Genomic DNA, 14,117 nt, shown 5'->3' on the forward strand with positions numbered 1-14,117 from the left:
TCCTTCACGTGATAGACGTTTTTATAAATGACGGCGGTTTTCTCCTTCGAGCAAGACTGCCTCTGCTAAATAGAGAATCCGTTCCATTAAACGAGCGGCTTTGACCTCTTCTTTTTCCCCGCGCTGTGAGTACGTAAAGTGATGCTTCAGTTCACTTGGTGAGAAATTAGAAGAGAAGAAAGTCGGCAGCTGCTCTGCCATACGGTATTGTAAAATCGTTCCGAGCAGTTCATCACGAACCCAGCTTGTCATCGACTCTGCCCCAATATCATCAAGCATTAGAATAGGGGTGGATTTGACCATGTTCAATTTTGATTCTAATGTATGATCGGCTAACGAATTTTTTAACTCTCTCACAAATTCAGGCACGTACACAAGGAGAGATGGATATTCCTTCTCCGCTAACTGCTGCGCAATGGCTGCCAGAATATACGTTTTTCCTACTCCAAACTTCCCGTGTAAATATAAGCCCTTCCCTTTGCCCGTCTCATCATAGCTTTGCAGAAATTGTCCTACTTTTTGAATGACTTCCTGTCTTCCCACAACGTTCAGATCAGCAAACGTTGCTTGAAGAACATTTTGCGGAATGTACATGCTTTTCATGAGCTCTTGCTGTTTTTTCTGTCTATCGAGCCGCAGCTTGACTGGACAAGGGGAATATTCAATATCAATACTCTGACCTTTGATCACAAGCTTCGGGTGATAACCGTCTAAAATCGCATTGACGCTTTCTTCATCTAAGCAATATGAACAGCCCTTCGACTGCTGCACATATTCAAAAAGCCGGTTCAAGCTGCGATTGATCATGTCTTCGTGTATGTCTTCTTGGTGCTCCTGTAAAAAGGCTTTTACGTTTTCATCAGATAACACACTCTCTTTAATCTGATTGTATCTCACACGAAAATCTACGCGCCCTTTTAGCTGTTCAAATGAACGACCGATCGGTTTCATCCTCATCTCACCTCATCTTAATGTGCATTGTACTTTTTCATATTTTTAAACTGATCTAACAGTTTTTCTTTTTCTCGTTCGAGGTCTTCTGTCGATAGGCTGTCTGTTTGTTCTTTTGCCGGCTGTTCTTTCGTTTCAGTTTCTTTCATCCAGTCAGGAAGCTTCTCTTCACGGACGACTTTCCCTGATCCGTACGTGCTGCGCTGCTTTTTCTGCTGCGCCCACTCTGTCATTTGCCTGTTCTCTTCTTTGGCAATTTTCATGGCAGCCGCTACGGTTTTAATTTTCTTTCTCACCCAATGAGCGGCAATTTTTTGCATATATGTTTTCGACAGCTTCATATCTGTTTTCAGTAATGTATAGTAGATCAAAACGTTCATGACACCTGGCTCAAGCTGCTGCTCAAGCATAATATCTTCGACAATTCTTAAGTCGGCATATGTTGGCTCAATGCCGTCAGCCATATCTTTTAGCAGCTCCCTAGGCGAAATATGATCAAGCTTTTCAATCAATTTTGCATCTGGCGTATCTAATACCGGCGCTTTTGAAGCATCTTGACGCAAGTGTCTCGGCTGTTTTTGATCAATGAGTTTTGGCTGCTCGCCTCTGTATTCAATTTGGTACCAGTCTCTTGCTGCTTTTCTCAGTTCTTCTGTTGAGATCATTTGATCAGAACCGCAGGCGCCTGCTACAATATTTTGCATTTGAAGCGGGGTGATGCCGTATACAACCGCTAACTTCTTAATGGTTTCTTTCACCTGCTTAGTCAAAGCCTTTCTTGGAATCATCATATCAGACATGCCTGCTAACAATAGATCGAAATCAAAGGAATCGTCTGAGAGCGGAGCAGGCTGACTCGATCCAACGGTGACATATTCATAGCCTTGATCAAGTGATGACGCCTGATTGATTTCTTCTGTCATCCTGCGTTCACCTGGCTGCAATACGTGAAAGACTTCTTCAAACGACCGTGAGATGTTCCTTGCCTCTGCCGGAACACCAGGATATGAGAAATAATCACGAAGCTGCATATATTTCGCTTTCTCTACACGATGGTACAGCAGGACATTCAGCATACCATCTTGGAAAAACTCATCTGGTCTTAGCGGCGGTACAAGCTCATATGTAAACAGTCTGCCTTCTTCCGTTTCCTGTTCATATGTGCGCAGTAAACCAATCGCTTCAAGCTTTAAACGTTCCTCAAAAATATCATTCAAATTCGTTTGCAGCATGACCATGAGCTGCCGATGAGGTGCGGGTTTCCCCCACATACGATTTTGTTCCAGCTCTCCCCACAGCGTCATATATAAGCTGAAAGCGGACATGCCTATAAGCGGCTGATATAAAAGAGTGATGAGCTGTCTATCGATGTCACCGAGCAATGAAGCGCTTTTGACGACATACGGATCGACGGCTAGCACTTCCTTCCAATGCTCTGTCATATGCTGATCCTCCCCATGAATTGCAATTGTTTCTATTGTACACCCTTTTTACGTTTTACGCTTTACGCAGGAAAAAGAGCGTGAAGAATCTTCAGCTCTTTTTTAGCGTTCTTTCTTTAATAAATCTTTTAATTCATCAATAAAGACATTGATATCTTTAAACTGCCGGTAAACGGAGGCAAACCTGACGTAAGACACTTCATCAATTTTTGCCAGCTCGTCCATCACCATTTCACCTACAAGCTCACTTTTCACTTCTGACATGCCTTGATTACGCAGTTCTTTTTCGATATTAAAGCAGACATCCTCCAGCTGCTTTAAAGCAACTGGACGTTTTTCACACGCTTTAATGAGTCCTCTCAGCATCTTTTCGCGGCTGAACTCTTCACGAATTCCTTCTTTTTTCACCACAATCAGTGGTAATTCTTCTAATTTCTCAAACGTCGTAAAGCGATATTGGCAGCTTTCGCACTCTCTTCTACGACGGATGGATTTCCCTTCATCTACTGGTCTTGAATCAAGCACCCTTGTACCAAGGTGCTGACATGTGGGACATTTCATTTCATCAGCTCCGATCTATTCTTGGAAGTTGTTTGTCTAGTTCATCATAAAGGGAAAAAACCGTTTTCTCACTATAGCCAAAATCTGTTGGCAGTGCTGTTTCTGTTGTCACATTAAAATCGACAGCTGTTTCAAAAGGACGAATTGAAATGACAGTCGCTACGAGAAAGGCTTTTTTCGGCATTGTGATGTTGGCGCTGATTTCACCTCGTTCTGCTGAAACAGATGTCACTTGATAGGAAGCGTGCCCGGAAAGCATGGCTTCCAGCGCTTGAAAAACTTGCGCATTCGTCGATTTGTAGTAATGGCTTTTCAGTTCTGGTAGTGGATGCTCGTCAGATGTTTCTGTATGGTTTGACATGAATCGTTTGAACTTTTGTCCTAAAGTCATATACGTATCCCCTTTGCCATAATACCTCTTCTTTATTTTATAAAAAAAACCTTTGTTTTCCTAGAACAAAAGTATAGGCAAGTTGGGGAATGTTGGATTTTCTCTATCAAACAAATATAAAAAGGAGCATAACACAAAGGCATTTCAATGCTTTTGGCCAGCTCCCATTGCGATCTTTTTTTATGTTTACAGTGCTTTGGCTTGTGCCTGTTTCACTTGTACAGGTCCCATGCCTCGAGGAATTTCAATGTTTTCTCTTGTTTCAGCGCCTAATTCATCTCTGATATGATCTGCTGCAATATTCGGATCTAGGTCGCCGCAAGTATAAACATCTATGCTCGCATAACCATGTTCAGGAAAGCTGTGAATTGTCAGATGAGATTCAGAAATAATGACAACTCCACTTACTCCTTGAGGTGCAAATTTGTGAAAAGCAACCTCTCTTACTTCAGCTCCTGATTTCAAAGCTGCATTTACAAACGTTTTTTCAATAAAATCCATGTCGTTCAGTTTATCACAGTCGCATCCCCATAACTCGGAGATAACGTGACGTCCGATTGTTTCCATCATGGACCCCCCTTAAACAAGAATGAAAGAGTGAAGTTCTAAGCAGCCGGACCGGACATATACCACGGGGGAAAGTTAGTCCAAAGAGGTCCTAACCCTTTAAGTATACCCGAATGAGTCTGCGAACAAGAAGTTCACGAAAAATAGTATACTTTGTTTAGACCCATTTTGCAAGCTGTGTTTTCAATGGGATTTTCTCTCATTTCTTGAAAAGGGACGTTCGTCTTCTTCATTTCAAACAGCAGAAAGCTCTTTCATCTGCGACCCGACAAACTTCACAAGATCCACCACTCTGCATGAATAACCCCATTCATTGTCATACCATGCAAGAACTTTTACTTTTCTATCCCCCATCACCATCGTTGTCAGTCCATCTACGACAGCTGAATAAGGGTTCGTATTAAAGTCTGTAGAAACAAGCGGCTCATCCGTGTAATCTAAAATACCGGATAGAGAAGTTTTTGATGCATTTGAGAAGGCTGCATTGACTTCTTCTGCTGTCACATCTTTTTTCAAGTCAACGACAAGATCAACCATCGATACGTTGGAGACTGGCACGCGCAGTGCAAGTCCATGCAATTTCCCTTTCATGTGCGGTAGCACTAAAGAAAGCGCTTTAGCGGCACCCGTCGTAGTTGGAATAATGGACTGGGCACATGCTCTTGCCCGGCGCAAATCCTTATGCGGGTTATCGATATTTTTTTGATCATTTGTATACGCATGAACCGTTGTCATTAAACCGTTGTCGATGCCGAATTCATCATCTAACAATTTGACAACTGGTGCTAAACAGTTTGTTGTACAAGATGCGTTTGAAATAACGACGTGCTTTTCAGGATCAAGATCATCCTCATTGACACCCATTACTATTGTAACGTCTTCATTTTTACCTGGAGCTGTAAGTACGACCTTTTTCGCTCCGGCAACTATATGGCCCATCGCTTGATCTTTTGAATTGAATTTTCCTGTTGCTTCTATAACGATATCAATCCCAAGCTCTCCCCACGGAAGCTGCTTTGGGTCTCTGTTATTGAGCAAAAGCACTCTTTTCCCATTTACAATCAGGGCGTCATCTTCTGCTGTCACATCGCATTCGTAACGTCCATGATTTGTGTCATATTTAATTAAATGTGCTAGCGTTTCGGCAGGATAGCTTGCGTTCACCGCTACAATTTGAATTTGATCATCAAGCATTGCTTTTCTGAAGACCATGCGTCCAATTCTGCCAAATCCATTGATCGCTGCTTTTACCTTCATGAACAGGTCACTCCTCTATTATGTGTTATACTCAATAAATTTATTTATGAAATTAGTATATCACATTAGAATGTAATTGCCAGTATATTAACGTATATTTTCTAAAAAGGGCTGTTCTTTTCAAAGGAAATTAGAATAAAGCATAAAAAAAGAAGAGTACGTGTATGTACTCTTACTTATCTGTATGTTCCCATTCATTTAATATGTTCTGTAATTGCTTTCTGATAAAAGCGAGATCTTGTGTATTTTCAATCACCCGGTCTGCTTTCTTACATTTTTCCTCAAGAGGGTGCTGAGAGTGAATCCGATTCAGTGCTTCTTCCGCACTAAGGTCGTTTCGATTCATGAGTCGTGATAGCTGTAATTCTGGTGTTGTATATACCACAATAATCCGATCGACAAGACTTTCCAGCTGACTCTCAAATAAAAGCGGGATATCCAGGACAACAAATGTTTCTTGGCTGTCGATTCCTTCATCACGCTGCCTGAGCATTTCCTTTCGCACTTCTGGATGAACGATTGCATTTAGTTGCTTTCTTTTCTCTTCATTAGAGAAGATAATAGCTCCCAGCTGCTGCCGGTCCAGCTCTCCATTTGGGAGGAGGACACCCTCACCAAAGGTTTGAACGATATGATGAAGGGCGGGTGTTCCTTTGGCGACCGCTTCTTTTGCAATCACATCTGCGTCCACAACCCGTATGCCATGCTCTTTTATCATCTGCGAGACTGTGCTTTTTCCGCTAGCAATCCCGCCTGTTAATCCAATGACAAGCGTCAATTGATTTCCTCCTTTTACAGCTTCCAAACCCCAATTAATATGAGCAGAAGCCCTGGTAAACATGCGAGTTTATCGATCCAGCGCCAATTTGCCAAGTAATGACCGGCTCGGAGCCCGATACATACAAAAAGTGAGCTCATCACTGCGACCGTGATACTCATGACAATGGGAGAAAAGCCTAGAATCGCTGCGCCAATCCCTGCGCCAAATGCATCAATGGATAAAGCAATTCCAAGAAGTAACGCTTCTATTCCATTAATCGTCCCAGATCGGTCAATATCTGCACTTGTCGGCTTTCTTAAAATGTGAATGACAAGCCCAAGCGATTGGACTTCCACATTAAGCAATGTCTTTTCATGAAGAAGCAAATCGCGCTCTTTCGCTGGTTTATAAAATTGATACAGGACCCAAAGACCAATGGCAATTAAAATGCCTCCCCCCAGTTTATCGGTCACTGAGACAGGGAGAAATGTCGTCAGCAGGCTGCCAATCAGCATAGAAATGAGCAGCACAATCCCTGAGCAGCATGCAATAATGACGATGGCTTTAAATGGGATTCTCATTTTGCGAAGACCATACGTAAAACCTACAGAAAAGCTGTCGATGCTGACTGCAATAGCTAAAAACAGGAGCGAAATCGAAATCATACCTGAACTCTTCCTTTCTGTTCATGCAACGATGATCAAGAGTCTCTAGGCGTTCTTAGACTCTTCTCCACTATATGAAGAGCAGGTGGGCTGTGTGTCAGTCTACACCTTGCTGAAAAATGAATGTTTTTTATCGTATGCATCGCAAAAAGGAAGCATGCCCATGGTTAAGCTTTATTGGGGACGTTTTTGGCAGGTCACACAAAAGTGCGTGCCGCGCCCTCCGACTACTGTTTTCTCAATGATACTTCCGCATGTTTGGCAAGGCTCTCCCCGCCGGTCATATACAAGAAGCTGCAGCTGAAATGTGCCAATATCTCCTTGTGAGTTGATATAAGAACGAATCGTACTTCCGCCCGCATCTACCGCCACTTGAAGCGTATCGATGATCTGTTTGTGAAGCACTTTGCAGGATTCCAGGCTGAGCTGATTCGCTTTCGTTTCTGGATGAATCCCTGATTTAAACAGGACCTCATCTACGTAAATGTTACCAAGTCCTACGACAATCTTTTGATCAAGCAGCGCTGTTTTGACCACGCGGGTTGTTTTTTTCAATTGCTCCCATAAATACTCAGGAGTGAACTGTTTATCAAATGGTTCATATCCTAGCTGTGATAGCGGGAGTTCCTTTTCCTCTTCACCCGGCTGAAATAAGTGCATCGTGCCAAATTTACGCACATCATGGTACCGAAGCTCCGTCCCATCTGTAAACGTAAAGACGACGTGTACGTGTTTATCATAAGGCTCATGCGCTTCATGTACACGGTATTTCCCTTCCATCCTTAAATGGGAGACCATCACATAATGGTCTAAATGAAAGAGGAGGAACTTCCCTCTTCTTTCAATGGTTTGTATGGTTTCTCCTACCATTCTTCTTGCGAACTCTTCCGGCTCCCCAGGACGTTTGATGATGTTTGGCCATTTGATATCGACCGTTTCAATCGTCTTTCCTTCGACTAACCGCTTGAGAGTGCGCCGGACGGTTTCAACTTCTGGTAATTCCGGCATGCTCCTCGCTCCTTTTTCTCTCTATGATTTATTTTGCATCGTACCAAGATGGACCTGAAGCAAAATCAACTTTTAGTGGCACATCAAGCTGAAGTGCATTTTCCATGACTTCAGGAACAATCTTTTCAAGGATCGCAATTTCTTCTTTTGGCGCTTCGAAGATCAATTCATCGTGCACCTGTAATAAAAGATTTGTTTGCAGGTTTTCTTCTTTGAGCCTTCGCGCCATATCAATCATCGCCTTTTTAATAATATCGGCTGCGCTGCCTTGGATCGGTGTGTTCATGGCTGTTCGTTCTGCAAAGCTTTTGATATTAAAATTACGGCTTGTGATGTCCGGGATATATCGTCTGCGTTTAAGAAGCGTCGTGACGTAGCCTTTTTGTTTCGCTTCCTGGACGATTTCTTCCATATAGGTTTTCACGCCTTTAAAGCTTGTTAAATAGCGCTCGATAAATGCGGCTGCTTCTTTTCTTGTGATCCCAAGGTTTTGAGAAAGTCCATAGTCGCTGATTCCATATACAATACCGAAGTTTACTGCCTTGGCTTGTCTTCTCATAGCGGAAGTCACTTCTTCTTCTGAGACATGGAACACATCCATCGCTGTTTTCGTGTGAATGTCCATGTCCCTCGTAAATGCTTCGATCAAATTTTCATCTTGTGAAATATGAGCGAGTACACGCAGCTCGATTTGTGAATAGTCAGCTGCAAACATGAGCCAGCCTTCTTTTGAAGGAACGAATGCTTGACGAATCTTCCGTCCTTCTTCTAAACGAATCGGGATGTTTTGAAGATTTGGATCTGTTGAGCTTAATCTTCCTGTTTGCGTGAGTGCTTGATTAAACCTTGTATGCACTTTATGGGTATCCTTACGCGTAACTTTCATTAACCCTTCTACATAGGTCGATTGCAGCTTTCCAATTTGTCTGTAGTGTAGAATGGACCGAATGATTTCATGCTTATCTTCAAGCTTTTCAAGCACATCTGCAGACGTCGAGTAGCCTGTTTTTGTCTTTTTAATAGCTGGGAGACCTAATTTTTCAAAAAGGATGACACCAAGCTGTTTAGGAGAATTGATGTTAAACGTTTCTCCTGCTAAGCGGTGAATGGTTTCTTCATATTCTTTGAGCTTTTTCGTTAATTCTTCACCCATTTTCTCTAGGCGTTTTATATCTACCTTTACTCCAAGAGATTCCATTTCACCTAAGATGAGTGCTAGCGGCAGCTCTAAATCTTCATATAGTTCATGCTGATCATTTTTTTCTAATGCTTCTAGTGTTAAATCATGCAAGGCTGAGATCGCCGCTGCCTTTCGTCCAAGATGTTCTTTCAGTTCATCTTCAGGTGGAATCGCCTGTTTTGCTCCTTTTCCGTATACTTTTTCATCAGAAAGAGCGATATTCAGACCATACTCCTTCGCTACACTTGCGACGTCTTCGTATGATTTCTGCGGGTTGACGACGTAGGAAGCGAGCAGAACATCATTGTCGACACCTTTTAGGTCTACATCATGCCATCTGAGAGCGACAACTGCTCTTTTTGAATCAAAGACCCATTTTTTCTTCGTTTCATCCTGTACCCATTCTTTAAATGCATCTGATTGAAGTGCATCTTCTTTCGTCATAAAAAACGCACCATTTTCATTATGGATCGCAAAACCGATCAAATCCGCTTCGTGATAATTATCTCCAAGCTGTTCTACCACAAGGGCTGCATGATCTGTCAGCATGTCGCCTCCTGCAGCTGTCATTTTCTTCACTTCTAAAGCATCTACTTCAACCTGTTCATCTGTTTCTGGTGCTTCTCCTAGACGCTCTAGCAGCGTTTGAAAGCCTAGTTCTTTATAAAGAGAAATCACTTGATCCATGTGTGGACCTTCGTAGGCGAGATCTTTGCTCGACACATCGATAGGTGCTTCTACGAGAATGGTTGCCAGCTCTTTACTCATGACTGCTTGCTCTTTATATTCTTCAAGCTTTTCTTTGAGCTTTTTCCCGCTCACTTCATCAATATGTTCAAGCAGGTTCTCGACTGTTTCAAACTGCTTTAACAATTTAATGGCTGTTTTTTCGCCTACACCTGGGACGCCTGGGATATTATCTGATGAATCTCCCATCAGCCCTTTCATATCAATGATTTGATCTGGTCGCAGACCATATTTTTCTTCAATATGAGCAGGTGTATAGTATTCTACTTCTGTGATGCCTTTTTTCGTAATAGCCACTGTCGTATGATCAGTTGAGAGCTGTGTTAAGTCTTTATCTCCAGAGAAGATTTTGACTTCAAAGCCGTCTTTTTCTGCCTCGACAGCCAATGTACCGATAATATCATCTGCCTCATATTGAGGAAGCTCGTACCTTTGCACTCGATAGGCATCTAATAGTTCACGGATGAACGGCATTTGTTCTGATAACTCTGGCGGGGTTTTTTGTCTTCCGCCTTTATATTCTTTAAATGTCATGGCGGAATGTTGTTTTTCCCGCATCAAATGCGACGAGCATATGAGTTGGCTTCTCGTCCTCCAGCATTTTCATTAAGATCATCGCAAACCCATAAATAGCATTTGTATGTACGCCTTTATCATTTGATAATAGCGGCAAAGCAAAAAAGGCTCGATATGCGAGACTGTTTCCATCCACTAACACTAATTTCTTTTTGTCTGTCATGTTTTAATCCTCCATCGGCTGAGCCATCTCAGCCGTCTCTTTCACACATTGTATCTTCATTTTATCAAAGTTTATTTTGAAAAGAAAATAGTCGAGCCTGCATAAAAAAGGGACGAAAACAACAAGTGTTTTCGTCCTTCCAAAATTGGCTCCTTGGATGAAGGGGTTCCTATTCATCCTATCAATGAATGTTTAACAAAACATGAATTCATTGTAAAGATCATGTAAATTTTAACGTGACTTTCCTTTTTTCTCTATGTTGATTTCAGGCTCACTGTAAAAGTCGTTCCTTTACCTTGTTTGCTGCGGACAGAAATTGTTCCTTCATGCGCTTCCACAAGGTGTTTGACAATGGCAAGACCAAGACCTGTACCGCCTGAATTCCTGCTTCTATCTTTATCAATTCGATAAAATCTCTCAAATATTCTTGGAATCTCACTTTTCTTCATGCCGATTCCTGTATCTGCTACATCAAATTCATAGGCACCTTTTCGCGGTCTTGCTGTGATGGTGACACTACCTCCCTCTGGTGTATAGGTAAGGGCATTATTAACGAGATTGAGGAAGATTTGCTTTAACCTTAGCGGATCTGCCATGACATAGACCGGTTCTTTTGGGACACGTACATGTAGTTGAATGCCTTTTTCTGTAGCCTTTTGACTTAACAGCACTTGAATCTCTTGGATGATTTCTGTCGCATTGGCTTCTTGAATATTCAGCTTGAATTGCTGCTGCTCAATTTTAGAAAGATCAAGTAAGTCTTGAATCAATGTTTCTAGACGGACACTCTCCTTTAAAATGATAGAAAGGAATTCTGTCAGTGCTTCTTTGTCATCAATTGCGCCATCAAGAAGGGTTTCAGAAAATCCTTTAATCGACGTAATCGGTGTTTTTAACTCATGAGACACATTAGCGACAAAGTCTTTTCGCATCTGCTCCAGCTGCTTCGTTTCTGTCACGTCATGAAACACGAGGACAATTCCTTTCCATTCATCGTCTGTACTTAAAATGGGTACACCATCCACTTGGAAGTAGCGGCGTTCAATGTCAACGGCTAGACGTAAAAACTTCCGCACCTTCGTTTCTGTCATGAAAATTTCGTCAATTAATTCGATAATCTCTTCATGGGTAAACGCTTCGTGATACAGCTTGTGCATGTAAATATGCTTTTGCACCTTAAACTGCTTGCGGAAGGTTCGATTGACGAGGTGGATATACCCCATCTTATCAATCAATATAATCCCCGCTCCAATATTTTCAATGACCGTTTGCAGCCGGTCTCTCTGCATTTCACCGGCGCTTGTCATTTCTTGCAGACTTCCCGCCAAACGCTTCATGGAAGTATTCAGTTCACTTGTTTCAATCATCAGCTCTTCGTAATTATTCGTATCATAGTTCCCGCGTTCTAGCTGTTTGGCTACCTTTGTCGCATAATCAATTGGTTTCACATATTTCATCGACATGCGGTACCCGAAGAAAACAATGATGATGATCGCCGAGCCAAGACAAAAGGCTAAGGCAAGCCAAAGCTGGCCGTCAATTTCATTTAAAGGCTCGTATGACGCATGGAGAAATAAATAACCCGCCGGTTCGTTTTGTTGTTTTAAGATCGGGACAGCATAATGGAACAGCGCATCTTTCTCATCGTCAATAACGACCCCTTTTGTTTGGAGACGTTCATTGTTCAGTGTGTTTTGAATGATGGCCTTTTGTTCTGCTTGACCCGTTGTATGTATGATATTCCCCTTTAAATCGACAATCGACGCATTCATATCAAAATGCTGCTTTGCCTGGTTGAGGACCTCTTTGTTTTGCTTCGCCTTTAGATCATCACCATTCATAGAAGACAGGAGAAAGCTCGATTCCTTTTCCATTCGTTCCGTTAATTTTGTTTCATAGAAAACATGGAACATGTGATCCAAGAAAAGACCCAGTGCCACAAACACAATAAAAAGGAGAAAAATGAGTCCCGAAAACAGACGGGTTCTAATTTTACTCATTTGGCTTTGGCTCCTCCAATTTGTAGCCTAAGCCGCGAATCGTTTTAATGTATGTTGGTTTTTTCGTGTTCTTTTCAATTTTGTCCCGCAAGTGGCTAATATGAACATCCACAATACGAGTGTCACCTGCAAAGTCATAATTCCAAACGGCACTTAGCAATAAATCACGCGTGAGGACACGTCCTTTATGCTTCGCCAAATAAAGCAGCAGTTCAAACTCTTTTGGCGTCAGCTCTAGACGTTCTTCCTGGAAATAGACCTCGTAGTGTTCTGGTAAAATACGCAGTTCACCAATTTTGATTTGATCTGCAATCATCTCTTCCTTCTCCTCTTGCGTGGGGGCAGGCTGAGATTGCTGTGCTCTTCTCAAGATGGCTTTTACCCGAGCACCCACTTCTCTAGGACTGAATGGCTTTGTCATGTAATCATCGGCCCCAAGCTCAAGACCTAGCACCTTATCAAATTCATCGTCCTTTGCTGTCAGCATTAAAATAGGGAACATCATTTTTTGAATTCTCAGTTGTTTGCACACTTCAATGCCGTCCATCTTCGGAAGCATTAAATCTAATACAATGAGATCAGGTTGTTCACTTGCTGCTTTTTCAAGCGCTTCTTCCCCGTCTCTTGCTGTGACGACATCATAGCCCGCTCTTTCAAGGTTATAGCTTAGAAGTGTTACAATCGATTCTTCATCATCCACAACTAATATTTTTTTATTCATGTTGTGCCTCCAATTAGTGATTTCCCCTGCATCCTTTTTTGTATCTTATGTGAAAAGCGAGAAGTCATGCTTTCTCTTTCATTTTAACGAAAGCTTAACAAGAGAACAATTTAAAATTTCGACAAGATTTGTTTTGTAAACAAAAAGAAGACTCCTCATCAGAGAAGCCTTCTTTTTTATTCATACTAAGACAATACTTTCATGACATTCTTAACAGATTCAACAGAACGGTCAAGCTGACTTCTTTCTTCTTCTGTCAGCTCAAGCTCGATGATCTGCTCAAGGCCATTTCCACCTACGATTGTTGGTACACCTAGGTAAATGCCTTCGTAGCCATATTCACCTTCAAGGTAAGCAATCGTTGGCATGACGCGTCGCTGATCTTTAAGGATCGCCTCAACCATTTCGACTAGTGAAGCAGCAGGAGCATAATATGCACTACCGTTACCTAATAGGTTGACGATTTCGCCGCCGCCTTTTCTTGTTCTTTCAACAATTGCATCAATTCGCTCTTTAGGAATCAATGTTTCAAGCGGGATACCGCCTGCATAAGAGTAACGAACAAGAGGAACCATGTCATCGCCATGTCCGCCAAGCACAAAGCCCGTCACGTCTTTAACAGATAGGTTTAATTCTTGAGCTACGAACGTACGGAAACGTGCTGTATCAAGAATGCCCGATTGTCCAATGACTTTTTCTTTTGGTAATCCTGATTCTTTATAAACTGCATACGTCATTGCATCAACAGGGTTTGTTAATACAACAATGATGGCTTCTGGAGAATATTTAACGATTTCGCGTGTCACGCTGCGCATGATTTTTTCATTTGTTGACACGAGATCGTCACGGCTCATTCCCGGCTTTCTTGCAATTCCCGCCGTAATGACCACGACATCAGAACCGGCTGTATCTTCGTAGTTAGAAGTTCCTGTAATGTTTGCATCGAAGCCTTGAACAGGACTTGCTTCCAGCATATCAAGTGCTTTCCCTTTTGTTGGGTTCTCAAGCTGCGGGATATCGACTAATACGACGTCCGCTAATTCTTTTTGAGCCGTTAGAAATGCTGTAGTTGCTCCAGTAAAGCCCGCTCCGATAACAGATACTTTTTTACGCTTGTTTGCCATTTCC

12 protein-coding genes and 1 pseudogene are annotated in these 14,117 nt (G+C 42.2%); all 13 read right to left on the reverse strand.

The genetic code is table 11. The features are described from left to right. Positions 1–21 precede the first annotated feature (21 nt). Positions 22–951, reverse strand: a complete 930-nt coding sequence (gene dnaI / locus MHI16_RS13190) for a primosomal protein DnaI (RefSeq protein WP_058015102.1) — start codon at positions 949–951, stop codon at positions 22–24. Positions 952–968: 17 nt separating this feature from the next. Then, positions 969–2,393 carry a replication initiation and membrane attachment family protein gene (locus MHI16_RS13195; RefSeq protein ID WP_058015101.1) on the reverse strand — a complete coding sequence of 475 codons (1,425 nt, stop codon included), beginning with the start codon at positions 2,391–2,393 and terminating at the stop codon, positions 969–971. A 102-nt stretch (positions 2,394–2,495) separates the two neighbouring features. Then, positions 2,496–2,954 (reverse strand): transcriptional regulator NrdR, encoded by a 459-nt coding sequence (nrdR, locus tag MHI16_RS13200; RefSeq protein WP_003216720.1) that lies wholly within the window; start codon positions 2,952–2,954, stop codon positions 2,496–2,498. A gap of 4 nt (positions 2,955–2,958) precedes the next feature. After that, on the reverse strand, positions 2,959–3,345 hold the full coding sequence (locus MHI16_RS13205; RefSeq protein ID WP_058015100.1) for a hypothetical protein: 387 nt from the start codon (positions 3,343–3,345) through the stop codon (positions 2,959–2,961). Between the two features lie 186 nt (positions 3,346–3,531). After that, on the reverse strand, positions 3,532–3,912 hold the full coding sequence (gene speD / locus MHI16_RS13210) for an adenosylmethionine decarboxylase (protein ID WP_058015099.1): 381 nt from the start codon (positions 3,910–3,912) through the stop codon (positions 3,532–3,534). 234 nt (positions 3,913–4,146) lie between these two features. Then, positions 4,147–5,169 carry a glyceraldehyde-3-phosphate dehydrogenase gene (locus MHI16_RS13215; RefSeq protein ID WP_058015098.1) on the reverse strand — a complete coding sequence of 341 codons (1,023 nt, stop codon included), beginning with the start codon at positions 5,167–5,169 and terminating at the stop codon, positions 4,147–4,149. 172 nt (positions 5,170–5,341) lie between these two features. Continuing rightward, entirely contained in the window at positions 5,342–5,947 is a 606-nt protein-coding gene (gene coaE, locus MHI16_RS13220) for a dephospho-CoA kinase (protein WP_058015097.1), read from the reverse strand. Between the two features lie 14 nt (positions 5,948–5,961). After that, a complete protein-coding gene (ytaF, locus tag MHI16_RS13225) occupies positions 5,962–6,594 on the reverse strand; it encodes a sporulation membrane protein YtaF (RefSeq protein ID WP_058015096.1) in 633 nt (210 codons plus the stop codon). Positions 6,595–6,768: 174 nt separating this feature from the next. After that, positions 6,769–7,602 carry a DNA-formamidopyrimidine glycosylase gene (gene mutM, locus MHI16_RS13230; RefSeq protein ID WP_058015095.1) on the reverse strand — a complete coding sequence of 278 codons (834 nt, stop codon included), beginning with the start codon at positions 7,600–7,602 and terminating at the stop codon, positions 6,769–6,771. A gap of 28 nt (positions 7,603–7,630) precedes the next feature. Further along, positions 7,631–10,268 (reverse strand): annotated as a pseudogene (gene polA, locus MHI16_RS13235) (DNA polymerase I). A gap of 254 nt (positions 10,269–10,522) precedes the next feature. Beyond that, a complete protein-coding gene (locus MHI16_RS13240; RefSeq protein ID WP_058015094.1) occupies positions 10,523–12,268 on the reverse strand; it encodes an ATP-binding protein in 1,746 nt (581 codons plus the stop codon). Continuing rightward, complete coding sequence (locus tag MHI16_RS13245; RefSeq protein ID WP_058015093.1) at positions 12,261–12,989, reverse strand: response regulator transcription factor; 729 nt, start codon at positions 12,987–12,989, stop codon at positions 12,261–12,263. Before MHI16_RS13245 ends, MHI16_RS13240 begins: the two co-directional genes overlap by 8 nt. A gap of 185 nt (positions 12,990–13,174) precedes the next feature. Further along, positions 13,175–14,113, reverse strand: a complete 939-nt coding sequence (gene mdh, locus MHI16_RS13250) for a malate dehydrogenase (protein WP_007501693.1) — start codon at positions 14,111–14,113, stop codon at positions 13,175–13,177. Between the last annotated feature and the right edge of the window lie 4 nt (positions 14,114–14,117).

Source organism: Bacillus sp. FSL K6-0923, from assembly GCF_038630825.1.
Lineage (GTDB): Bacteria > Bacillota > Bacilli > Bacillales > Bacillaceae > Bacillus > Bacillus pumilus.